Genomic DNA, 24,712 nt, shown 5'->3' with positions numbered 1-24,712 from the left:
AGGGGGAATACAGCGCACCAACACTATGCCTGGCACACTGCAGGAATCTTCACACCTGCATCGATGAGCAGCGCACGCAACGCACGCGAATCCTTGAATCGAACGCCGCGAATGCCAGCATTGTTCGCGCCTACGATATTCATGGCCTTATCATCCACGAATACCGCGCCGGAAGCGTCAATGCCGAACTGCTGCAACGCGAACTCGTAAATATCCTTGTTGGGCTTGCGCAAGGAAACGTACCCCGAAACCACACGATCGTTGAGACTGCGCAGAATATCGAAATTATCAAGCGCGATCGGGAACAGGTCCTTCTGCCAGTTGCTCAATCCCCACACACGCACGCCGGCAGCTTTCAAATCGTTGATGATCACGCGGGCACCCGGCACCACGCCGGTCAGCGAGTCAACGAAATTGTCGAGATAATACTGCAGCATGTCGGCCCACTTGTCTCCGTACCGTTCACGCATCAAGGCGACACCATCATCGTTCGACATGCCATAGTCCAACTCGTCATTGACGTCATAAAAGCCGGAAATATCGTTGTCAAGGAACTGCTCAATAAGCTCGTCGCTATACCGTGGCATCATCACGGCAACCGGATCCCAGTAGATGAGCACATTGCCGAAATCGAAAATCACATCAGTAATCGGTTTGCCCGCATTCGCCGCGGCTTCGCCGTCTGCCATGAGCACGTCGTACTCCATGTCAGGCTCTCCTGGCCAGCCCTTCATATGACCCTCCATTCACTGTCATACGGCCTTATGCCGAACTTCAACCTATCTAGTTTTTCACGGCGAGGGGACGTGCGTCAGATTCGCTCCTTCGGATCAAGCTGGAAACGCAGCTCGCCGGGCTCACGAGCGGCCACATGGCGGGCGCTGGCGGAACGCAAACGCAACGCCAATTCGCCACGTCGGCTTTGCGGCACACGCACCACGGCCTTGACACGATCCGCAGTGCCTTCCAACTCACGCGAATCAATGGTTCGCGGCTGTGGAATGGGTACCGGTCCCAGTACGGACGGCAGCACGCCTTCGGCGGTTTCGATGGTAGACATATCTCCCCCTCCCAATGCACCAATCCGTTCCAACGTGGCTTTCACCGCGTCACGGCGACCCCACACGCAGGCGGCGGCGAACACTGGGGGCAATGCCGTCTGCTCACGTTCCTGTAGTTCGGTTTGCGCCAACAGCGTTGAATTCCAAAGCATCAACGATTGGGCAAGCGTAGGATCGGTTTCTCCGATCAGCAGCGCTTGGCCTCCCCTGATTCGCGGCGCGCATAGCGAAACCGCACGCATCCACGATGTTAACGTGTCTATGCCCGCGTCGATACCGAACGCGTACAGGCTGGTCCATGCGTCAAGAATGGCCACGGCACGGTATTCGCACTCCGAAGGATTCCGCCCACGCACACGGGGTTCGCCACCGGGAGTGGCTATAACCAGCTGTGGCGTAAATCCAATATCGGAAACAATGCCACGCGGTTGGCTTGGTGTTGAAAGCACGATGGGAACGCCACGAAACAGCCGGCTCAGTTCCTGTGCGGTTCCCGCGGCCCCGACACGAACCACTCGCATACGCTCGCCCCGGCATGCAGGGCACGCCCATCGCACTGTGGCGGAGCCACACCAGCGGCATCGCACGGATCCGTCCAACAATCGTTCCAAAGGCCCGGTGCAATACGAACATCTCGCCTGGCGGTGGCATTTCGCACAGCTCAACGCCTCACTGATGCCGTCTTGCGGAATGCTCAACAACACCGGGCCACTTTCCAACGCTTTCGACAACACTCGCACCGCGGTGTGCGGCACGCGCGCTCCAATGGTTGCATCCGCAAGTCTCGTCAGTTCATCGCGGTTGAGCCAACGAATCCAAGGACTTGCCTCCTTGGTCACCGCAGGAAATGCATGAATAGGCGTGCTGAAACCGCTGACTTGAGTGGCTCCGACGTGCGCCGCATCGGTCTCCCACTGGCTTTGCACGCTGCGCGCATTGGCCATCGCAACGAACACGCCGTTATGCGATTTCGCACGTAACCGCAACACTCCACGAGCGTTGGCGTATGGCATCATGCCATCGGCATCCTGATAGCACACGTCGTCGAGTATGAAGAACAACGCATTGTCGTTCACCGGAGCATACATCGCCGCACGCGTGCCGATCACGCATCGAGCCTGCCCTTCGCTGATGGCCAGATAGGCACGATACCGTTCCGCCGGCGCCATCTGCGCGTTCAGAATGGCGAAATCGCCGTCATATGCTCCATTGGAGGATTGCGTCGGTGTAAAAGGGTGCAAGCCAATAGCCTGCAAGGTCTCAGCCATATCCTCTATCTCACGCATGGTCGGTAGCACCAGCACCGCCGGTTTGCCCTGCAGCAGCGCCAAAACCACCATCCACGCCGCGCACTGCCGCCAATGATCGGCACCCGGAAGCGGATCGAATACGAATGATTGGAAACGTTGCGATTCCAACGCTTCGTGAAGCAGATTGATATTGCCGTATTGCCGTTGTAGTTGTTCGTATGATTCCCGTTCGGCCTTGGCAAGCGATTCCCTGCGCCTGTTTTTTTCGATATTCGTTCGATTGCCGGTGCGCTGCTCCTGTTCAACTCGCGCCACGCGCGCAGGCACCGCCAAACGTAGGATGTTGGCTCGTGTTCCACCGAACGCATCCGCGATAAGCGTAACGTCATTCCGCATGGATGCGGGCACCAGCACACGATCTGAGACCACTCGTTCAATGAATCTCAGCGACGATTCCGGGGTTTCGCTGGTGTCGGTTCTGTTCCATACGATGCCGTTGACCCGTTGCCCCCCGAAGCGCACGCGCACCATTACGCCGGGTTGTGCGTCTTCGGAATATTTCTCCTCGACGTAATAGTCGAAGGTTTGCCCCAAATGGGTGGCTTGAATGTCCAGCACCACTTGGGCGATGGGATGCTCGGCAGCCGGCGTTTTGGGCGTAGGCGCACGTTTGCGCCGTTTGCGCGGGGCAAGCCCGTCAAGCGCCAGCTGTTCGGCATCCTCAGTACTCATGATTCAAGGGTAACTCAGCCCTCGATGGCGGCTTTCAGCTCGTCGACCTTATTGGTGGCCTCCCAGGTGAAATCAGCATCGTTGCGTCCGAAATGACCGTAAGCAGCGGTCTTGGAATAGATCGGACGCTTCAGGTCGAGCTCGTCGATAATGGCGGCCGGTCGAAGGTCAAACACCTTACGCACAGCCTGCTGAATCCGTTCGCGGGTCACACCATTTTCAGTGCCATACGTTTCCACATTGATGGACACCGGGTCGGCCACGCCAATGGCATACGCCACCTGCACTTCAACCTTATGCGCGAGGCCTGCGGCCACAATGTTCTTGGCCACCCAACGTGCCGCATAGGCCGCGGAACGATCCACCTTGCTCGGATCCTTGCCGGAGAACGCGCCGCCGCCATGATGCGCCGCACCACCATACGTGTCGACGATGATCTTGCGACCGGTCAGGCCGGCATCCGCGGCAGGGCCGCCAAGCACGAACGAACCGGTCGGATTAACGAGCACGCGATATTCATCATGCGCCACACGATCGGCAAGCACATCGTCGAGCACCGGACGAATCACATGTTCCGTCAGCTGCTCCTTAAGCCACGCCTGATCGACTTGCGGATCATGCTGAGTGGAAACCAGCACCGTGTCGAGACGAACGGGAGTATCGTTCTCATCGTATTCGATGGTCACCTGAGTCTTGCCATCCGGACGCAGATGAGGTACTTCGCCATTCTTGCGCACTTGCGTAAGACGATATGCCAAACGATGCGCCAAGTAAATCGGCAATGGCATCAGCACATCGGTCTCATCGCATGCATAGCCGAACATTACGCCCTGATCGCCGGCACCTTGCGCTTCGTAGCGCTGCTCGCGAGATGCCTGCGATTCCGCCTCACCGCTCAAACGAGCCACACCCTGATTGATTTCGGAGCTCTGCTCAGTCAATGACACGGTCACGCCGCAGGAATCGGCATCAAGGCCGACACAGGAACTGGTATAGCCGATATTACGCACCACGGAACGCACGATGTTCTGAATGTCGGAATACCCTTCGCTCGTCACCTCTCCGAAAACGAAGAACTGGCCGACGGTGGCGCACGTCTCCACAGCCACATGAGACTGCGGATCCTGGGCAAGCATATCATCCAGAATCGCGTCGGAAATTTGATCGCAGACCTTGTCTGGATGCCCCTCCGTTACCGACTCAGCGGAAATCAATTTCAATTCAGCCATCTGGCCGCTCCTTTCACGAACGCCCCACACGTTCGTCCCTTCTGGTCGCTATGAAAAACGCCCCGTCCTTCGCATACGCAATCAATAGTTTCATTGTGGACTATTCAAAGCGCACCGCTCAGGTATCGGGGCGAATGAAAATTCAAGATTCGGCTCTTGTCTTCAAGAGCCGTCGCGTCAGTTACCTTCGGTCAGATCGTCTTCGCCGAGGGTCTCCTCAAGCAGACCGTCGTTGATTTCACGGAAGGCGATGGACAGCGGCTTCTCCTGATTCTGATACTCCACCAGCGGACCGACGTTCTGCAGCAGGCCCTCGTTAAGCTGGGTGAAATAGGAATTGATCTGACGGGCACGCTTGGCTGCGAAAATAGCCAGTGCGTACTTGGAGTCAGCATGCTCCATCAAATCATCGATCGGCGGTTCCGCAAGACCGGTCGGGGTTGGCTGAGTGCCGAATGCCATATTGATTATCTCCCAATCATCAGATAAGCCAAAAGCTTCTTTTCCAAAGTCTTAAGTATAGGGCCGCCACTGGACCTGATTCAAACCCTTTCTCTTATGTTTTTGGCAAGCGCAAGCATCGTCGCCAATGCTCGCGAATGTAACGCTTCTGGGAATTCCACATAGTGACTCTTGACAAAACGCGTGTCCCGCTTAACTACCACAATAGAGAACATGGAAATGCGATCTGCAAAACTGATGAATGGACGAGTATTCGCGGGCGCGCGCGCCCTCTACCGTGCCGCTGGCGTGGACGGTAAGGATTTCGGCAAACCGATTATCGCCATCGCCAATTCCTTCGATGAGTTCCTGCCCGGCCACGTGCACCTGAACAAGGTTGGTCGACTGATCTCCGAGGCCATCAAGGAAGCCGGCGGCATCCCGCGTGAGTTCAACACGATGGCCGTTGACGACGGCATCGCCATGGGCCACACCGGCATGCTGTACTCCCTGCCGAGCCGTGACATCATCGCCGACACTGTGGAATATCAGGTGAACGCGCACTGCGCCGACGCTCTGATCTGCATCCCGAACTGCGACAAGGTCGTGCCGGGCATGCTGATGGCCGCTCTGCGTCTGAACATCCCAACCGTCTTCGTTTCCGGCGGCCCAATGGAGGCCGGCACCACGGTGCTTCCTGACGGCACAGTGAAGAAGAACACCGATCTGATCGACGTGATGTACGCCTCCGCCGACGACAATCTGGACGAAGAGGATCTGCTCGCCTATGAGAAGACCGTCTGCCCGACCTGTGGCTCCTGCGCCGGCATGTTCACCGCAAACTCGATGAACTGCCTTACCGAAGCCATCGGCCTGGCCCTGCCGGGCAATGGCACCATTCTGGCTTCGCACTCCTACCGTAAGGATTTGTTCAAGCGCGCCGCCGAACAGATCGTCAAGATCGCCAAGCAGTATTACGACGATGATGACGAGACTGTGCTCCCGCGTTCCATCGCCACCAAGGAAGCGTTCGAGAACGCCATGACCATGGATGTGGCCATGGGCGGCTCCACCAACACCGTGCTGCACATCCTCGCCATGGCGCAGTCCGCCGACGTGGACTTCACGCTTGACGATATCGAGCGCATTTCCCACACCGTGCCCTGCATCTGCAAGGCTTCACCGTCCGGCGAATGGGAGATCTCCGACGTGCATCGTGCCGGTGGCATCACCGGCATTCTCGGCGAGCTCGACCGTGCCGGCAAGCTGCACCGCGACGTGCATTCCATCGATTACAAGACACTTGAGGACAAGCTCAACGACTGGGACATCATGCGTGATACCTGCACCGAGCAGGCCAAGCAGATGTATCTGGCGGCCCCGGGTCACATCGTGTCCCCGGATCCGTGGACGCACACCACCCTGTTCGATTCCCTCGACCGCGACCGTGTGAACGGCGCGATCCACGACATCGACCATCCGGCCGTCACCGAAGGCGGTCTGGCCGTGCTGCGCGGCAACCTCGCCCCTGACGGCTGCGTGGTGAAGACCGCCGGTGTGCCGAAGGAGATTTGGACCTTCCGTGGACCGGCACTGGTCGTCGAATCCCAGGAACAGGCCATCGAGGTTATCCTCAACGACACTCTGAAGCCCGGTATGGCACTGGTCATCCGCTACGAGGGCCCAAAGGGCGGTCCGGGCATGCAGGAGATGCTGTACCCGACGTCGTTCGTCAAGGGCAAGGGTATCGGCAAGCAGGTCGCCATGCTGACCGACGGCCGCTACTCCGGCGGCTCCTCCGGTCTGGCCATCGGCCATATCGCTCCCGAGGCGGCGAACAAGGGCCCGATCGCCCTTATCAAGAACGGCGACATCATTACCATCGATATCCCGAACCGTACGGTGAACGTCGAGCTTTCCGACGAAGAGCTGACCCAACGCCGCGCCGAACTCGAAGCCGGTGACGGCTATGTGGCACACCGCGACCGCAAGGTCTCCCAGGCGCTGAAGGCCTACGCGGCCTTCGCCCGTTCCGCAGATAAGGGTGCCACGCGCGATCCGGAGCTGATCAACAAGCTTTCCGGTCTCGCCTGAGTTTCAGTGAATCTCAAATAATACAAAATGAGGATTGCGTAGTTTACTTACTGCGCAATCCTCATTTTTTTTTTAAAAAAAAAACATGCGCCCGATATATTCGAACGCATGTTGCAGTCTGTAATTATTATGATTACAGATTGAATTCCGTTGCAATAAGATTCCACAGTTCGTTTGCAGCATCATCAACAACATTATTGACGATGACTTTGTCGAATTCAGGTTCAGCGGCAAGTTCGATTTTCGCGGTTTCCAAACGTTTCGCCTGCTGTTCCGGGGTTTCGGTACCACGCCCGACAAGACGACGCTCCAATTCCTCGAATGACGGCGGCGCAATAAACACGGTCATCACATCAAGACCCAACTCCCCCGCACGCTGTTTGACGCTACGGGCACCTTGGATGTCGATTTCTAGAATGACTGGAATATTCTGTTCAAGATGTTCCACGACTGGTTTCACGGGCGTGCCGTAGTGGGCAAGACCGAAGACGTCAGCGGTTTCCAAAAACTCACCGGCATCTTCTTTGGCGAGAAACTCCTGTTCGGTCATGAAGAAGTAATTGACGCCATCCACTTCGCCTGGACGTGGTTTACGGGTCGTTGCGGATACCGACAGCCAAATCTGCGGATGCTGCTCACGTACACGTCCCAAAACGGTGCCCTTGCCAACACCGGCAGGACCACAAAGCACAATCAAACGTCCATGACGAGAGTCAGTCATTACATCCTCATTTTTCATAACAATCAACAGAACATGGAATTTGGAATCTCAGCACCGGATTTGAGAACACGCGATCACTCTTCTTCATCGTCCAAAACCTCATCATCGATTTCGTTCTGCGCTTCGATAAGCGCCTGGCGAATATCGAGCGCCACGGATTCCGTGGCCGCGCTCAGAGCGGCAATATCCGGGCCGTGCGCGGCGATAAAACGAGATACGGTGACAAGCACATTGCCTTTGGTGCCTTTGAATACCGTCTTAAGGTCTCGGGTTTCAGCACCTTGCCATCCGTAGCCCGGAGACAGAATAGGACCAGTGAACTTAGCTGGGTCGACACCGGAATCATTGATCCACTGACCAATAGTGGCACCGATGATCAAGCCAACGGAACCCATACCGTCATTGCCCTTGTTGAATTTCTGCGCGGTGCTGGCGATGCCGTAGGCCACGGTTCTACCCTTATATTCGCCCGCCTGACGAATGGCTGTCTGCAGGCTGGCACCTTCTTGATTCGAGGTCAACGATGCGACGAACACGCCTCGACCGTTATTGAGTGCGTCGTTGATCACACCACCCAAAGAACGTGCACCGTAGTACGGCAGCAAGGTGATGGCGTCGGCCAGCAGAGGAGATCCCGGCTTGAAATAGGCGTCGGCGAATGCGGACACCGTAGTCGGCAGACCGCCGTGCAGGCAGTCGACAATGGTGATGATTCCCATCTGACGGGCCGCATACAGTACCCGTTCGAGCGCCGCGATACCTTTCGAACCGTAGCGCTCGAACATGGAGAACTGGAATTTGACGGCTGCCGCTCTCCCATTGGCTGCCTGCAACATACGCATGGAGTACAGTTCCGCACCTAAGGCGTCCACATTGTAGCCCCAGTCGGTAAGGAGTTGCCGATGCGGGTCGATGCCCACACACAGCGGACCATACTTGGTCATGGAATTGCTCAGACGCAGACCGAAATCCGAACGCTGGGCACTCATCTCTTCACTACTGAGGCTACTTACCATTACTCACGGCTTTCCAACTCGAACAGCTGCTGGGAATGATCCTGAATGCTCATGATCTGATAATCATTATTGCGCACAGCCTCGATGGCCATCAATACAGCGGAGAATTCCGTCATGGTGGTGAACTGAGGCAGATCCGCGGCAATGGCCGCCGAACGGATGGCATAGCCGTCGGAACGGGATCCACGGGAGTTCGGCGTGTTGAGGATCAGATCGATGGCACCTTCTTCGATCAGCTGTACGACATTCTTGCCGACGCTGCCTTCCGCATGGTAGGTGGTAATCGGATCATCCGGATCGGAATCCATACGCACGCTGATCTTATCGACGATCTTGGAGTCGATGCCATAGCGACGCAACACGGATGCGGTACCCCCGGTGGCCCAAATGTTGAAGCCAAGCTCCACCAAGCGCGCGGCGAACAACGGCAGTTGACGCTTGTCGGTGTCGTTCACAGAGATAAACACGTTGCCGCTTGTCGGCAAGCCACCGTCATAGGCGGCCAGCTGGCTCTTGGCGAACGCATGCGGGAAGTCACGGTCAAAGCCCATGACCTCGCCGGTGGAACGCATCTCCGGTCCGAGCAGCACGTCGACGGTCTTGCCGAGCGGTGTGCGGAAACGCTTGAACGGAAGCACGGATTCCTTGACGGCAACCTGCTGACCGCGGCGAATATCTCCACCATCGCCGTGAGGCAACAGCAAGTCGTTGTCGCGCTGCTGCTGAATGGTTTCGCCGGCCATGATGCGAGCTGCCGCCTTGGCCAGTGCCACGCCGGTCGCCTTGGAAGCGAACGGTACGGTACGGGAAGCACGTGGATTCGCCTCGATGACGTACAGAGTGTTGGCCATGAAGGCGTACTGCACGTTGATCAGGCCTTGCACGCCACAGCCCTTGGCGATGGCATAGGTGCCTTCGCGCAGGCGACGGATCTGATCATCGGAAAGGGTGCTCGGAGGCAAGGTGCATGCGGCATCGCCGGAGTGCACACCGGCTTCCTCGACATGCTCCATAATGCCGCCGATATACAACTCTTGACCGTCGAACAGGGCATCAACGTCGATTTCCACGGCGTCCTGCAGGAACTTGTCGATCAGTAGCGGAGAAGGCAGACGGCCAGAAACCACGGTATCGGCCTGGGCTTCCTTCAATGCGCGGTCCACGTACTTGCGCAACTGGGCATCGTCGTACACGATTTCCATGCCACGGCCACCAAGCACGTAGCTCGGACGTACCAGCACCGGGTAACCGATGTTGTGTGCCGCTTCACGGGCTTCGTCAAGACTCAGGGCGGTGCCGTAGCGAGGCGCGTTCATCTCGGCCTTCTTCAGCACTTCGCCGAAGAGCTCACGGTTTTCAGCCAGATCGATGGATTCAGGCGTGGTGCCGAGAATCGGCACGCCAGCAGCCTTCAGACGAGCTGCCAAAGACAATGGGGTCTGTCCACCAAGCTGAACGATAACACCCTTGACTGGGCCCATCTTCTTTTCGGCCTCGTAGATTTCGAGCACGTCTTCGAAGGTGAGCGGTTCGAAGTACAGGCGATCGGACATGTCGTAATCGGTCGACACGGTTTCCGGGTTGCAGTTGACCATGATGGTGTCATAGTCCTTGCCCAGTTCCTGCACGGCATGCACGCAGGTGTAGTCGAACTCGATGCCCTGACCGATACGGTTCGGGCCGGAGCCGAGAATGATCACGGCTTCGCGCTCACGCGGGCGCAGTTCGCTTTCATCCGCATAGCAGGAGTAGTAGTACGGAGTCACCGCGTCGAACTCGGCAGCGCAAGTATCGACCGTCTTGAAAACCGGGCGAAGATCATACGACCAACGCAGCTCACGGATCGTGTTTTCGCCTTCATCTCCCAAGCGACGTAGATGGGCGATCTGCAGATCGGAAAGACCAGCCAGCTTCGCCTTCTTCAGCAGCTTGCGGCTAAGCTTCTCCGCTCCCTTGATTTCAAGAGCTGTCTCATTGATGAGTTCGAACTGGCGGATGAACCACGGGTCGATCTTGGTGGCGTCGAAGATCTGCTGTTCGGTGGCGCCTCCCCACAGGGCGCGCTGGATCTGCAGATAACGATGCTCGGTCGGCACCTTGATGGCGTCCAACAGCTCATCGACTTCCTGTGCGGAAGGCTTGTCGCCATCCCAGCTGAAGCCCATGTGGCGCTTGTCGATGGAGCGCATGGCCTTGCCGAGGGATTCCTGGAAGTTGCCTGCCAACGCCATGGCCTCGCCCACGGACTTCATGGAAGTGGTCAGCGTCGGATCGGCACCCGGGAACTTTTCGAAAGCGAAACGCGGAACCTTGGTGACCACGTAGTCGATGGTCGGCTCGAAGCTGGCCGGAGTGGACTGCGTGATATCGTTCTGGATTTCGTCGAGCGTGTAGCCAAGAGCCAGCTTGGTAGCAATCTTCGCAATCGGGAAGCCGGTTGCCTTGGATGCCAGAGCGGAGGAACGGGACACACGCGGGTTCATTTCGATGACGATGATGCGTCCGGTGTTCGGGTTGATGGCGAACTGGATGTTGCAGCCGCCAGTATCGACGCCCACGCCACGAATGATGGCGATGCCGATATCACGAAGCTTCTGATACTCGCGATCGGTCAGAGTGAACACAGGCGCCACGGTAATGGAATCGCCGGTGTGCACACCGACAGGATCCACGTTCTCAATCGGGCAGACGACCACGACGTTGTCTTTCTTGTCGCGCATCAGCTCGAGTTCGTATTCCTTCCAGCCTTCGATGCCTTCTTCGATCAGCACCTCGTCGGTTGGGGAATAATGGATGCCTGCGCCTGCGATGCGGTGCAGTTCCTCTTCGTCGTGCGCAATGCCGGAACCAAGACCACCCATGGTGAAGCTCGGTCGCACAACCAGCGGATAGCCGAACTTCTCAGCGATTTTATCGACCTCTTCGAGGGAATGGGCGATGTCGGAACGTGCGGATTCGGCGCCAGCCTCCTCAACGACCTTCTTGAAGAGCTCACGATCCTCACCACGGTCGATGGCTTCAAGGGAAGCGCCAATCAGCTCGACGTTGTACTTCTTGAGCACCCCGGCCTCGCCCAGTGCCATTGCTGCGTTCAGTGCGGTCTGACCGCCTAGGGTCGGCAGCAGGGCGTCGGGACGTTCCTTGGCGATGATCTGCTCGAGGATCGGCGTGGAGATCGGCTCGATATAGGTGGCATCCGCCATTTCCGGATCGGTCATGATGGTGGCCGGGTTGGAGTTGACGAGAATGACTCGGATGCCTTCCTCACGAAGCACGCGGCAGGCCTGGGTGCCCGAGTAATCGAATTCTGCGGCCTGGCCGATCACAATCGGACCGGAGCCGATGACCATCACGGACTTGATGTCTGTGCGCTTAGGCATTGCGGGTTCCCTCCTTGGCGGAACGCATGAGATCCACGAAACGATCGAACAGGTATGCGGCATCGTGCGGGCCGGCTGCGGCCTCCGGATGGTACTGCACGGAGAATGCCGGAATATCGACGCACTGCAGGCCTTCAACCACGTTGTCGTTCAGATCGATGTGACTGACGAACACCTTGCCATACTTGCCGTTTTCGAACGGCGCGTCAACGGTTTCGCCGATCGGCGCGTCGACGGCGAAACCGTGGTTGTGCGCGGTAATTTCGATTTTGCCGGTAGTCATGTCTTTGACCGGCTGGTTGATGCCACGGTGGCCGAACTTCAGCTTGTACGTACCGAAGCCAAGCGCACGTCCGAGCAGCTGGTTGCCGAAGCAGATACCGAAGAACGGATAACCTGCATCAAGCACCTGACGAAGCAAGTTCACTTCAGGGGCGGCCTGTTCCGGATCTCCCGGGCCATTGGAGAAGAAAACACCATCAGGATGGAGAGCTTCAAGCTCGTCGAACGTGATGCTGGAAGGCACCACATGCACACGGCAACCGCGTTCAGCCATACGATGCGGAGTCATGGCCTTGATGCCAAGATCGACAGCGGCGATGGTGAACAACGGTTCCTTGCCCGCGAATTCACCACACGGTTCGATGGTGTAGGCTTCCTTGGTGCTGACCTCGTCGTAGAGGCTCATCCCCTTCATCTGCGGAGTGGATTTGACCTCGTCGAGCATGGATTCGATGGTACGTAGCTTGCCATTGTCGTCAAGCAGGGCGTCACCGGAGAAAATCGCAGCACGCATTACACCGGCGGAACGCAGGTGACGCACCAGCTTGCGGGTGTCGATACGGCTGATGCCAACAATCTTGTTGGCTTCCAGATCGTCATCAAGGCTGCCGGTAGCGCGCCAATTACTTACGTTCGGGCTGGGATCGCGCACGACGTAGCCGGCAACCCAGATTCGCGTGGATTCCGGATCCTCCCCATTGATTCCCGTGTTCCCAATATGAGGGAACGTCTGTACCACGATCTGACGATCGTAGCTGGGGTCCGTAAGCGTCTCCTGATAACCGGTCATGCCGGTCGCGAAAACGATCTCCCCGCTGGTCGTGCCGATCGCGCCGTAAGGCTCACCCACATACACCTGTCCGTCTTCGAGAACGAGAACGGCATCTTGAGGGTCAAACATCACGGCTTCGGAATCATACTGGTTCACCAAAACCCCCTTATAGTCAAGGTATTCGTACCAAGGATAGCGGCCGGTTAGGACTCGCGACCCGGCCGAATCGCTTAACTTTCAGCTTTATTCAGCTGAAGGTTCGGTCGGTTGCTCATCCACTTGAGCGGCATCCGCATCAGCGCTGACGGCGCTGAGCAGACCGTGGATGAATGCCGGTGATTCGTCATCACACAGCGTCTTGGCAAGGCCAAGCGCCTCGTCGATGGCCACCATATTCGGAACATCATCATTGAACATGATCTCCCACGCCGCGATACGCAGAATATTGCGATCGACAACGCCCATACGCTTGACCTTCCAACCGGTGGAATGCTCGTCAAGCGTGGAATCGATGGCTGCGATATGTTCCGCAACGCCACGAACGATTTCGATGGCGTATTCAGGCAGCGGAGTCTGGGCGCCGGGCTGCTCAATGCGCTCAGCAAGAAGGGACAGGATGTCCTGTCCCTTCTCATCCGCTTCATACAACGTATTCAGAGCCCTCTTACGAGCGGTGGAACGTGCCATGAAACTTCTTTCGTCCTTACTCTCAGTTCTCGCGGCCGAGGTAGGAGCCGTCGGTGGTGTTCACCTTGACCTTCTCGCCTTCGCCGATGAACAGCGGAACCTGAATCTCGGCACCAGTCTCAACGGTGGCCGGCTTGGTACCGGCGTTGGAACGGTTGCCCTGCAGACCCGGTTCGGTATGGGTGACGGTCAGGATCACGGAAGCCGGCAGTTCGACGGACAGCGGGGTGCCGTCGTGGAAGGACACGACGCAGTCAGTTCCTTCCAGCAGGAACTTGGCCTGGTCGCCGACGAGAGTCTTCGGAATGTAGATCTGATCGTAGGTGGTCATATCCATGAACACGAAATTGTCGCCGTCCTCGTAGGAGTACTGGAGGTTGCGGTTGTCGACGGTTTCGAATTCCATCTTCATGCCGGCATTGAAGGTCTTGTCGACGATCTTGCCCGAGAGCACGTTCTTGATGGTGGTGCGCACGAAAGCAGGGCCCTTGCCCGGCTTGACGTGCTGGAACTTGATGACGGCCCACAGCTGGCCATCGAGGTTCAGGACGGAACCGTTCTTGATGTCATTGGTAGTCTGTGCCAAATTAACTCACCTATTTCTTCGTCTAACAGGGAAAGCTTAAAAAGAGCCTTGCTCATTATGCCACGGTGTGCATACTTTGTCGGTAAGCCTTCCATATATAGGAAAACCTCCCTCAGCAAAATGCCTTGGGAGGTTTTCCTAAAACGCTAGTTCAAGCGTGTCTTGACATCAAGCAGAAACTACTCGATGATCTTGGTGACACGGCCCGAGCCGACGGTGTGGCCGCCTTCGCGCACTGCGAAGGTCAGGCCCTCTTCCATAGCGATCGGCTGAATCAGCTCAACGCCGAAGGTAGCGTGATCGCCCGGCTGCACCATCTCAACGCCTTCCGGCAGGGTGATAACGCCGGTGACGTCGGTGGTACGGAAGTAGAACTGCGGACGGTAGTTGGAGAAGAACGGCGAGTGACGGCCGCCTTCGTCCTTGGTCAGCACGTAGACTTCGCCCTCGAACTTGGTGTGCGGGGTCACGGAGCCCGGAGCAGCCAGAACCTGGCCACGCTCGACCTGGTCACGGTTGATGCCGCGGAGCAGCAGACCGGTGTTGTCGCCAGCCTCGCACTCGTCCATCTGCTTGTGGAAGGTCTCGATGGAGGTGACGGTGGTGGTCTGGGTCGGACGGATACCAACGATCTCGACGTTGGAGTTGACCGGGAGCTTACCACGCTCGACACGGCCGGTAACCACGGTGCCACGGCCGGAGATGGTGAACACATCTTCGATCGGCATCAGGAACGGCTTGTCCAGATCGTGAGTCGGGGTCGGGATGTACTCATCGACAGCCTTCATGAGTTCCTTGACGGACTCAACCCACTTCTCGTGATCCGGAGCGTCGTCGTGCAGCGCGCCGTAAGCGGAGGTGTGGATGACCGGGCAATCGCGATCGAAGCCGTTCTCGTCGAGGAGGTCACGGACCTCTTCCTCAACGAGCTCGACGAGCTCTTCGTCGTCGACCATATCGCACTTGTTCAGAGCGACGAGGATACGCGGCACGCCCACCTGGCGAGCGAGCAGCACGTGCTCGCGGGTCTGAGCCATCGGACCGTCAGTGGCGGCCACAACGAGGATAGCGCCATCCATCTGGGCAGCGCCGGTGATCATGTTCTTCACGAAGTCGGCGTGGCCCGGGCAGTCGACGTGAGCGTAGTGACGCTCAGCGGTCTGGTACTCGATGTGGGCAATGTTGATGGTGATACCACGCTGCTGCTCTTCCGGAGCGGCGTCGATCTGGTTGAAGTCGTAAGCCGGGTTGATGTCCGGGTACTCCTCGTGCAGGACCTTGGAGATGGCTGCGGTCAGGGTAGTCTTACCGTGATCGACGTGGCCGATGGTACCAATGTTAACGTGCGGCTTAGTACGCTCGTACTTTTCCTTTGCCATGTGTTTTGTCCTCCTGGACGTCTCGTAGTAAGCCTTGAACTCACTTCAAGGCACTCGCTACATTTTACTGGGTTTGACGGGTTTGTGCCACTTTGGAGCCCGAACCCAGTCAGCGCTACAAAATACTAGCGCTGACTGGAGACAGTTTCCACTTAAGCGGCAGCGCGTGTCACTCGCCGCGCTGGGCCTTGATGATCTCCTCGGAGACGTTCTTCGGAACCTCAGCGTAGGAGTCCATCTGCATGGTGAACATTGCACGGCCCTGGGTCTTGGAGCGGAGGTCGCCGATGTAGCCGAACATCTCGGACAGCGGAACCTTGGCATCGATGACCTTGACACCGGTGGAGTCGGTCATGGACTGGATGGAACCACGACGGGCGTTGATATCGCCCATCACGTCGCCCATGTACTCTTCCGGAGTACGCACTTCCACGGCCATGATCGGCTCGAGGATGACCGGCTTAGCCTTCGGAGCAGCTTCCTTGAAGCACATGGAACCTGCGATCTTGAAGGCCATTTCGGAGGAGTCGACGTCGTGGACCTGGCCGTCGGTGACGGTAGCCTTGACGCCAACCACCGGGAAGCCGGCGAGCACGCCGGATTCCATGGCTTCCTGCACACCAGCATCGATGGAAGGAATGAATTCCTTGGTGATGTGGCCGCCAGTGACCTCGTTGACGAACTCGTAGGTCTCGCCCTCTTCGGTGTTGAGCGGCTCGAAGTTCATCAAGACCTTTGCGAACTGGCCGGAACCACCGGTCTGCTTCTTGTGCGTGTATTCCTGGTTCATGACGGCCTTGCGGATCGTCTCGCGGTATGCAACCTGCGGGTTACCCACGTTGCACTCCACCTTGAATTCACGACGCATACGGTCGACGATGATGTCGAGCTGCAGCTCGCCCATGCCGGAGATCAGAGTCTGGCCGGACTCTTCGTCGGTCTTCACCTGGAAGGTCGGATCTTCGTCGGACAGCTTCGCCAAAGCGATGCTCATCTTCTCCTGATCGGCCTTGGTCTTCGGCTCCACGGCCACCTCGATCACCGGATCCGGGAAGGTCATGGATTCGAGGGAGATCGGAGCCTTTTCATCGCACAGGGTGTCACCGGTGGTGATGTTCTTCAGGCCCACGAAGGTGTAGATGTTGCCGGCTTCGGCGGCATCGACCGGGTTCTCCTTGTCGGCGTGCATCTGGAAGATCTTGCCGACGCGTTCCTTCTTGCCCTTGGTGGAGTCAAGCACGGTGTCGCCCGGGGTGACGGCGCCGGAGTAGACGCGCACGAACACGAGCTTGCCGTAGAACGGGTGGGTAGAGATCTTGAAGACCAGAGCAGAGAACGGATCATCGGTGGTTGGCTTGCGATCGATCTCGATGGATTCGTCCTTCGGATCGAAACCGACGATGGACGGAACGTCCTCCGGGCTCGGCAGGTAGTCGACGACGGCGTCCAGCATCGGCTGAACACCCTTGTCCTTGAAGGCGGAGCCGCAGAGCACCGGGTAGGCTTCACGGTTGATGGTGAGCTTACGGATGCCGCTACGGATCTCGTCCTCAGTTAGTTCGCCAGACTCGAGATACTTCTCAAGCAGCTCTTCATCGGACTCTGCGACCTGGTCGAGCAGCTCTGCACGATACTGCTCAGCCTTGTCCTGCAGGTCGGCCGGGATGTCGGTGGTGTCGTAGTGAGCGCCCATGTCGCCGGAAACGTCGTTCCAGACGTAAGCCTTCATACGAATCAGATCGACAACGCCGGCGAAGTCGTTCTCAGCGCCGATCGGCAGCTGCACGACAAGCGGGGTCGCGCCCAGCTTGGTTTTGATGGTGTCGACGGAGTAGTAGAAGTCAGCGCCGAGCTTATCCATCTTGTTGATGAAGCAGATACGCGGAACGCCGTACTTGTCAGCCTGACGCCAAACGGTCTCGGACTGAGGCTCCACACCTTCCTTGCCGTCGAACACGGCAACAGCACCATCGAGCACACGCAGGGAGCGCTCTACCTCGGCCGTGAAGTCCACGTGGCCCGGGGTATCGATGATGTTGATCTGGAACTTCTGCTTCTCGTCATGGGTCTGACGGTTCCAGAAGCAAGTGGTTGCAGCGGACTGGATGGTGATGCCGCGTTCCTGCTCCTGAGCCATGAAGTCCATCGTCGAGGCACCGTCATGGGTCTCGCCGATCTTGTAGTTCTTGCCGGTGTAGTACAGGATACGTTCGGTGGTAGTGGTCTTACCGGCATCGATGTGAGCCATGATGCCGATGTTACGGATCTGGTTGAGATCATTGAGCACGTCTAGTGCCATGAGTGTTCCTTAACTCTCGTTCTCGACTAATTACCAGCGGTAATGAGCGAAGGCCTTGTTGGCCTCTGCCATCTTATGAGTATCCTCGCGACGCTTGACAGAAGCACCAAGGCCATTGGAGGCATCGAGGATTTCGTTGGCCAGACGCTCAGCCATGGTCTTCTCACGACGGGCGCGGGAGAAGTCAGTCAGCCAGCGCAGAGACAGGGTGTTCGCACGAGCCGGCTTCACTTCGACCGGAACCTGGTAGGTAGCGCCACCGACGCGGCGGGAGCGAACCTCGAGGGACGGACGGATGTTGTCGAGAGCGCGCTTAAGCACTGCCACCGGCTCCTGATCGGTCTTTTCCTTGACCATATCGAGAGCGGAGTAGACGATGTCTTCGGCGATCGACTTCTTGCCGTCGAGCAGAATCTTGTTGATGAGCTGTGCCACAACAGTGGAACCGTAAATCGGATCCGGCAGCAGCTGATGCTTCTTGGAAGGTCCTTTACGTGACATATCTCTTACTTCGCCTTCTTTGCTCCGTACAGGGAACGACCCTGCTTGCGATCCTTCACACCCTGGGTATCGAGGGCGCCACGAACGATGTGGTAACGAACACCCGGCAGATCCTTGACACGGCCGCCGCGCACGAGCACAATGGAGTGCTCCTGCAGGTTGTGGCCTTCGCCCGGGATGTAAGCGGTGACTTCCACACCGGAGCTCAGGCGCACACGAGCGACCTTACGCAGTGCCGAGTTCGGCTTCTTCGGGGTGGTGGTGTAAACACGGGTGCACACGCCGCGGCGCAGCGGGCTTCCCTTCAGTGCCAAAGTCTTGGACTTCTTCGGCTTTGCCTGACGTCCCTTACGGACGAGCTGTTCAATAGTAGGCAACTTGAATTCTCCGATTCAGTGGTTTCTCTTGCTTTTGTGTGACCGCCGCACTGCACCCACACTCCACGCATCTGAATCGTGAGGATAGCCACAGTCCACCGGCCCGATGGCCCATCCCTCTCTCACCGCCGCATTGCTGCGCGTGATGCAATCGAGTTCCGGGATATCCCAACCCGCACGCCTGTTACATAAGGCATGCCGTTGGCACACACGAATTACTATTATACGGATTCCCGAGACATTCCAACATGCCGTGTCGCAAGTCGCAAAAGGGATGGCCCCGAATCCTTTCGAATCCGGGGCCATCCGTCTGGGAAGGAGGTTCCCACTTCTTTGCCACGCGCCGCCTTGCGCGCACTCTTCAGTCTCGTTGTCTGTTTTGCATTTGCGGCCCGGCGCGTTCGCCGTACTACCCCATCGCCGCCATCTCGAATCGCTATTGTTCAGTTATATCTTAAAGGCGTTGCGCATGAACCTCGCGGCCATAGACGCTTCGTTGCGACCTGACGAATCCTCGACTGATCCACAACTCCGGCCTTCGGTTACAGTATACCTTAAAACGAACAAAAAATACAGGTGAAAACGCCCTTAAATCCCAATAATTTCAATCATTTTGTCTACATCAGCGTAATGTAACAAAACATCACAATGACACGTTTACACCACTCAAAATAGAACATTCCCTGAATCATTTTGAAAGATTCAGGGAATGCGCAATATAACGACGAAATCTACTGACGAATGTCAGCCGTTGGCCGTTTCAACGGCGTCTTCACGGGCCTTCGCAGCCGAGCCCTTCTCGCCATTGTCGGAATCAGGATGAATCTGATGCCTGTCATCATGCTCACGCCACCAGCTGGACAGCACGGAGCCGGAAATGTTGTGCCAAACGCTGAAGAACGTGGACGGCACCGCGGCCAACGGATTGGACGCGAACGACGTCAGCGCCAAAGTCGCCCCCAACGCGGAATCCTGCATTCCGACCTCGAAGGTGATGGCCTTCTGTTGCGCATAACGGAAGCCCTTCGGATACACCTTGTACATGAGCTTGGAGAAGCCGAAGCCCAGCGCATATCCGCACAGGTTGTGCAGAATGACCACCGGAATGGCAAGCAACGAGGAAGCCACGAACAGCTTCGGACCGTTGGCCGCGACGACCACGCCGATGATAAGCAGAATGGCCACCTGGGACACGATCGGCAGAGCGACCGTGATCTTCTCGATCTTCTCGCCGAAAATGGCATGGCAGATCACGCCAAGAGCGATCGGGAACAGCACCACCTTAACCGCATTGAGGAACAGGGATTCCACCGGAACCGACACATACTGGGAAGCGAGCCACTGCATCAACAGCGGAATCATGAACGGCGCGCACAGCGTGGACAGAATGCCGATGGACACATCCAGCGCCACATCGCCACGGCTCAGATAGCTCATCACGTTGGACGAGGTTCCGGACGGGCAGCAGCCGACCAGAATCACACCGACGGCGAGCGCACCATCAAGACGGAAAATCCAGCACAGCAGCACAGCCACCAACGGCATGATGACGAAGTGGGCCACGGTGCCGACGATGACCATCAGAGGCTGGGTGAGAATGCGCTTGAAATCGTCGAGGGTCAAGGTAAGACCCATACCGAACAGCACGATACCCAGGAAATAACCGGTATAGGACTTGCCCCACAAGCTTGCCTGCGGCACGAAATAGTTGAACACGGCCCACACAATCACAATCGCGGTGAACCACTTGGTAAGCCAATCACCAAACGCTTTGACCTTCTGCATGAATATCTCTTCCTTCACACTTCACAGCTTTTCGGCCGATGATCCACATACGCCGAAAATACTCCGAGACGGCTCGCACCGCCGTTACCGCACACCCTCCCGCATGCAGCGACTACAAGGTACGCGTGAGTTTCGGCTTTGTGTAATCTGCCATTCACATAATGAACAGCCCACAGCGCAAGCCGACGGCAGGCATATGCAACACGCCGATGTAGACATAGCTGGAAAATCGTGTATAGTTTTCACCTGTTGCGCTTCTGCACGAAGTGAAAACATGGTGGCTATAGCTCAGTTGGTAGAGCATCTGATTGTGGTTCAGAAGGTCGCGCGTTCGAGCCGCGTTAGCCACCCCAGTAAAGACCTCGGAAGAAATTCCGAGGTCTTTTGCTATCCGGAAGGCTTGAATACAGCAAACAGCCGATCGCAAGTCATCAGCATAAGTCAGATACAAGGAGCGCATCATGCTGTCTTTTGAAAACGACTATTCCTGTACGGCAACGCCGGAAATCATCGAACGCATCGAACAGATCGAGCAGAACCAATATCCGGGTTACGGCAATGACAGCATCTGCGAAAGCGCGAAAACCAAGATTCGCGAGGCATGCTCCTGCCCCGACGCTCAAATTTTCTTCCTGGTAGGTGGCACGCAAACCAATCAGACCATCATCGACTCCATCACACCGCAGTATGCCGGCGTGGTCGCGGCAAACACTGGCCATGTGAACGTGCATGAGGCGGGCGCTATCGAATTCACCGGCCACAAGGTGCTGACGCTCCCCCACCATGACGGCAAGATCAATGCGAACGAGCTCGATGAATATTGCGCCACGTTCTATGCGGACGGCAACTACACGCATATGGTATTCCCCGGATGCGTGTACATTTCACAGTCCACCGAATATGGCACGCTCTACACGCTCGACGAACTCGAAGCGATCCGCAAGATCTGCACAAAGTACGACATGCCATTGTTCATCGACGGCGCACGACTCGGCTACGCGCTGACCGCAACCGGCAACGACGTGACACTTGAAGACATCGCACGCATCGCGGATGTGTTCTACATCGGCGGCACCAAGGTGGGTGCCATGTTCGGCGAAGCAGTGGTGTTCACGCACGGCAACATGCCGAAGAACTTCGTGACGCTCGTCAAACAGCATGGAGCTTTGCTCGCCAAGGGATGGCTGCTGGGCGTGCAATTCGACACGCTGTTCACCGACAACTTGTACTGCAGAATCGCCCGCCGCGCCAACGATGCGGCCGACCGCATTCGCGAAGTGCTCGTGGAACGCGGCTATACGCTCACCTTCGACGCGCCGACCAATCAGATCTTCATCACACTTGATAACGAGACGTCCGAACGTTTGCAGCGCAGCGTGCGCCTCGGCTTCATGGAAAAGGCCGACGACACGCACACGGTGATGCGCATCTGCACCAGCTGGGCCACCACCGACGAGCAGGTTGAGCAGCTGATCGCACTGCTGTAGCGCATCGCCGATGAGAATAGGCACAGAATAATTATTAAAAAACGAACAATAAAAGGCGCAGGACTTTCATCCCGCGCCTTTTTTATTTACACAACAGCCATTAATCGTATACGTGGTTTCATTTACGCCGCATATTACGCATATTACGCATTGCTTTATTTGCTGATATTGTCAGAGATTGCCTCGCGTTCCATCGCAATGAACTTACGCACGGACGCCTCCACCGAATAATGTTCCTTGGTGTGTTCGGCGTAGATCCCACTCCATTTCGACAATTCGTCGGGATGGTCGATCCACCAATCGATACGTCTCGCCAACGCTTCCACATCGTCAACGGGGAACAGCGACTCATCTCGCAACGCAAACTGGCCTGCCGCACTCAACGGCGATGAGGCGATCACAGGAACCAAGCCGGCAGCCATACCCTCGATCACACTCACCGACTCAAGATCGGCAATCGAAGGATGCACCAGCAGATTACTGGAACGCAGCAAAGCCGGCATTTCTGTATTCTTATGAAATCCAATCGACGCCGGTCTGGAAAGCAAGCGTGACGCGAGTCGCTGCAATTTCTTTTTCAGAGGACCAGTGCCGGCAATCGTCAATTCAATATCTTGCGCATGCCTGCAACGCGCGATCGCCTGAATCAACGCAACATGATTCTTTTCGTTCGTCAATCGTCCGGAAGCGACGATATGGAACGGAACCGGCGCGGACTTCCCTGCATCGCGCTGCGTTTTCGGAGTGAATCGCGCTTCGTATCCGTTGGAAATCACGTGCAGTTTCGCTTTGTATCCGTGGGAACGCAGCAGACTTGCGCCAAGTTCGGTGGGCACATGCACATGGCCAATTTTGCGATACAGCCACAGATTGAACAGCCAGTAGATAAACGAGTCGATACCCGGAATATATTTCAGCGGACCCGCCGAATACGTGATGTTCTCCGGCTGCACATGATAGCCCGCAGTAACCGCGATTCCCATCTGTTTGGCGACTTTGCAAGCATGCTGGCCGAAACGGAACGGGGTGTAGATATGCACCACGTCCACTCCTTGAAACGCAATTCTGAACAGCGTGTCGCTCGGCTCTGCGAACTGCATCTGCTGCTGCTTCGCCACCCAACTGACCAGAGGCACATGGTTGACTCGCGCCGGGTATTCAGGCGCACCAACGCCTACGAGCCTGACCGTGTGGCCTTGCCGTTTCAATTCCTCCGCCCATTGCAATGCCGAATTCGAAGTGCCATTGCCTCGGTTTCCCGACGTGTCGACCACCATGGCGATGGTCAGGGGGCGTTGTGTTTCTTCCTGTTCCGTCTCAGACATGCACTCCATCCTACGCCGATGGCACAATAGGAACCATGACCGAAAAGAATCGTGCCCTCGGCACTCCACTTGGCAATCATCCGACTCGTGTTCTGTTCCTTGGCTCCGGCGAGCTAGGCAAGGAAGTCGCTCTTGAACTCATGAGGCTTGGCGCATGGGTATGTGCGGCCGATTCCTATGAGGGCGCTCCGGCACAGCAGGTGGCGCACGAATACCGTGTGCTCGACATGGCCAATGCCGAACAGTTGCGAGCATTGTTCGACGAAATTCGGCCGGACATCATTGTGCCGGAAGTCGAAGCGATCGCCACCAGCGAACTGGCTGCCGCAGCCGAACGTGGCGCCCAAGTGGTACCCAGCGCCGAAATCGCATCCATTTGCATGGATCGCGAACGCTTGCGCGTGCTCGCGCATGAGGAATTGTGTTTGCCGACCACCCCGTACCACTTCGCAGGCTCGCTGGAAGAGCTTCGCGCTGGGGCAGAAATGGTTGGCTACCCGTGCGTAGTCAAGCCGATTATGAGTTCTTCCGGTCATGGCCAGTCCGTGGTTCGTTCCGCCGATGCGATTGACGCGGCTTGGGTTGAGGCACAGGAAGGTCGTCGCGCGCACGACGAGGGAGATGTCTCCCGAGTGATTGTAGAAGCGTTGGCTCCATTGGATTACGAACTGACCGTGCTGACCGTCAGCTCCAGCGCCGGCATCGTGACCTGCGCTCCGATCGGACAGCGTCAGGAAAGCGGCGACTATCGCGAATCCTGGCAACCGGCCTCCTTCACACAGGATGTGCTTGAGCAGGCGCAACGCATCGCGCGTACCGCAGTGGAAGGTCTGGTGGCGAAGGCCAAGGCTTCCGGCGAGAAGGGTTGGGGCGTGTTCGGCGTGGAGCTGTTCGTGCTGACCGACGGTTCCGTGCTGTTCAATGAGGTCTCCCCACGTCCGCATGACACTGGCATGGTCACGATGGCGTCGCAACGATTAAGCGAATTCGCGTTGCACGCGCGTGCGATTCTCGGTTTGCCGATTACGCAGGAACACGTCGCCTTATCGATCCCAGACGGTGCCGTCGCGGCGAGCCATGCGATCGTCATTCAGGGCGAAGGTGAGGCCGAATTCCGCAACGTCGCCAACGCTTTGTCTCAGCCGGGCACCGACCTGCGTATCTTCGCGAAGCCAGAAGTGCACGGCCATCGTCGCATGGCGGTCGCGCTGGCCATCGGAACAGATGAGGCCGACGCGCGTGCCAAAGCCGAGAATGTGTCCGAATCGCTCGAAATCGACATCGCCTGACGTGCTATTGCCGGATACT

The 24,712-nt window shown here is 57.2% G+C and carries 18 protein-coding genes, 1 tRNA gene and 1 pseudogene; 4 read left to right on the top strand and 16 right to left on the bottom strand.

Translation table 11 applies throughout. The features are described 5' to 3' along the window. Positions 1-23 precede the first annotated feature (23 nt). The 4 genes from BBKW_RS03080 to rpoZ all read right to left on the bottom strand — a co-directional run bounded on the left by BBKW_RS03080 (position 24) and on the right by rpoZ (position 4,734). Positions 24-734 (bottom strand): HAD family hydrolase, encoded by a 711-nt coding sequence (locus tag BBKW_RS03080; RefSeq protein ID WP_033501320.1) that lies wholly within the window; start codon positions 732-734, stop codon positions 24-26. A 77-nt stretch (positions 735-811) separates the two neighbouring features. Beyond that, on the bottom strand, positions 812-3,043 hold the full coding sequence (locus tag BBKW_RS03075) for a primosomal protein N' (protein WP_033501321.1): 2,232 nt from the start codon (positions 3,041-3,043) through the stop codon (positions 812-814). Positions 3,044-3,057: 14 nt separating this feature from the next. Then, positions 3,058-4,272 carry a methionine adenosyltransferase gene (metK, locus tag BBKW_RS03070; protein ID WP_033501322.1) on the bottom strand — a complete coding sequence of 405 codons (1,215 nt, stop codon included), beginning with the start codon at positions 4,270-4,272 and terminating at the stop codon, positions 3,058-3,060. Positions 4,273-4,449: 177 nt separating this feature from the next. Beyond that, complete coding sequence (gene rpoZ / locus BBKW_RS03065) at positions 4,450-4,734, bottom strand: DNA-directed RNA polymerase subunit omega (protein ID WP_003836480.1); 285 nt, start codon at positions 4,732-4,734, stop codon at positions 4,450-4,452. 213 nt (positions 4,735-4,947) lie between these two features. Between rpoZ and ilvD the strand changes: the two genes are divergently transcribed. Next, entirely contained in the window at positions 4,948-6,807 is a 1,860-nt protein-coding gene (gene ilvD, locus BBKW_RS03060; protein ID WP_033501323.1) for a dihydroxy-acid dehydratase, read from the top strand. 133 nt (positions 6,808-6,940) lie between these two features. Here ilvD and gmk read toward each other — a convergent pair whose 3' ends face one another. From gmk to BBKW_RS03005, 11 genes and pseudogenes are all read right to left on the bottom strand, one after another. After that, positions 6,941-7,528, bottom strand: coding sequence for a guanylate kinase (gene gmk, locus BBKW_RS03055; protein ID WP_033501324.1), 588 nt, complete (start codon positions 7,526-7,528; stop codon positions 6,941-6,943). A gap of 74 nt (positions 7,529-7,602) precedes the next feature. Further along, a complete protein-coding gene (pyrF, locus tag BBKW_RS03050) occupies positions 7,603-8,544 on the bottom strand; it encodes an orotidine-5'-phosphate decarboxylase (protein ID WP_033501325.1) in 942 nt (313 codons plus the stop codon). Further along, positions 8,544-11,924 carry a carbamoyl-phosphate synthase large subunit gene (gene carB / locus BBKW_RS03045; RefSeq protein WP_033501326.1) on the bottom strand — a complete coding sequence of 1,127 codons (3,381 nt, stop codon included), beginning with the start codon at positions 11,922-11,924 and terminating at the stop codon, positions 8,544-8,546. Before carB ends, pyrF begins: the two co-directional genes overlap by 1 nt. Beyond that, positions 11,917-13,107, bottom strand: a complete 1,191-nt coding sequence (gene carA, locus BBKW_RS03040) for a glutamine-hydrolyzing carbamoyl-phosphate synthase small subunit (protein WP_033501386.1) — start codon at positions 13,105-13,107, stop codon at positions 11,917-11,919. The genes carB and carA overlap by 8 nt, the downstream gene beginning before the upstream one ends. 117 nt (positions 13,108-13,224) lie before the next feature. After that, positions 13,225-13,665: pseudogene (nusB, locus tag BBKW_RS03035) on the bottom strand (transcription antitermination factor NusB); the annotation flags it as partial. Positions 13,666-13,687: 22 nt separating this feature from the next. Beyond that, entirely contained in the window at positions 13,688-14,251 is a 564-nt protein-coding gene (efp, locus tag BBKW_RS03030) for an elongation factor P (RefSeq protein WP_003836469.1), read from the bottom strand. A gap of 179 nt (positions 14,252-14,430) precedes the next feature. Next, positions 14,431-15,630 carry an elongation factor Tu gene (gene tuf / locus BBKW_RS03025; protein WP_033501327.1) on the bottom strand — a complete coding sequence of 400 codons (1,200 nt, stop codon included), beginning with the start codon at positions 15,628-15,630 and terminating at the stop codon, positions 14,431-14,433. Positions 15,631-15,799: 169 nt separating this feature from the next. After that, a complete protein-coding gene (fusA, locus tag BBKW_RS03020) occupies positions 15,800-17,929 on the bottom strand; it encodes an elongation factor G (protein WP_004219516.1) in 2,130 nt (709 codons plus the stop codon). 30 nt (positions 17,930-17,959) lie between these two features. Then, positions 17,960-18,430 (bottom strand): 30S ribosomal protein S7, encoded by a 471-nt coding sequence (gene rpsG / locus BBKW_RS03015; protein WP_003836460.1) that lies wholly within the window; start codon positions 18,428-18,430, stop codon positions 17,960-17,962. A 5-nt stretch (positions 18,431-18,435) separates the two neighbouring features. Continuing rightward, the gene (gene rpsL / locus BBKW_RS03010; protein ID WP_003808601.1) at positions 18,436-18,807 is read right to left on the bottom strand and encodes a 30S ribosomal protein S12; all 372 of its coding nucleotides are present in this window, start codon (positions 18,805-18,807) and stop codon (positions 18,436-18,438) included. Positions 18,808-19,551: 744 nt separating this feature from the next. Then, positions 19,552-20,592 carry a bile acid:sodium symporter family protein gene (locus BBKW_RS03005; RefSeq protein WP_033501328.1) on the bottom strand — a complete coding sequence of 347 codons (1,041 nt, stop codon included), beginning with the start codon at positions 20,590-20,592 and terminating at the stop codon, positions 19,552-19,554. A 277-nt stretch (positions 20,593-20,869) separates the two neighbouring features. Here BBKW_RS03005 and BBKW_RS03000 point away from each other — a divergent pair. Further along, positions 20,870-20,945 (top strand) — tRNA-His (locus BBKW_RS03000). A 108-nt stretch (positions 20,946-21,053) separates the two neighbouring features. Continuing rightward, the gene (locus BBKW_RS02995) at positions 21,054-22,079 is read left to right on the top strand and encodes a threonine aldolase family protein (protein ID WP_033501329.1); all 1,026 of its coding nucleotides are present in this window, start codon (positions 21,054-21,056) and stop codon (positions 22,077-22,079) included. Between the two features lie 155 nt (positions 22,080-22,234). On the opposite strand, the gene BBKW_RS02990 is transcribed toward BBKW_RS02995, so the two are convergent. Next, positions 22,235-23,413, bottom strand: coding sequence for a glycosyltransferase (locus BBKW_RS02990; RefSeq protein WP_128832373.1), 1,179 nt, complete (start codon positions 23,411-23,413; stop codon positions 22,235-22,237). A 26-nt stretch (positions 23,414-23,439) separates the two neighbouring features. Between BBKW_RS02990 and purT the strand changes: the two genes are divergently transcribed. Then, positions 23,440-24,693 carry a formate-dependent phosphoribosylglycinamide formyltransferase gene (gene purT / locus BBKW_RS02985; RefSeq protein ID WP_033501331.1) on the top strand — a complete coding sequence of 418 codons (1,254 nt, stop codon included), beginning with the start codon at positions 23,440-23,442 and terminating at the stop codon, positions 24,691-24,693. Positions 24,694-24,712: the final 19 nt, after the last annotated feature.

The sequence above is a fragment of the Bifidobacterium catenulatum subsp. kashiwanohense JCM 15439 = DSM 21854 genome (assembly GCF_001042615.1).
Taxonomy (GTDB): Bacteria; Actinomycetota; Actinomycetes; order Actinomycetales; family Bifidobacteriaceae; genus Bifidobacterium; species Bifidobacterium catenulatum.
The sequence above is the reverse complement of the archived record's forward strand: the minus strand, read 5'-3'. Positions and strand labels throughout refer to the sequence as shown.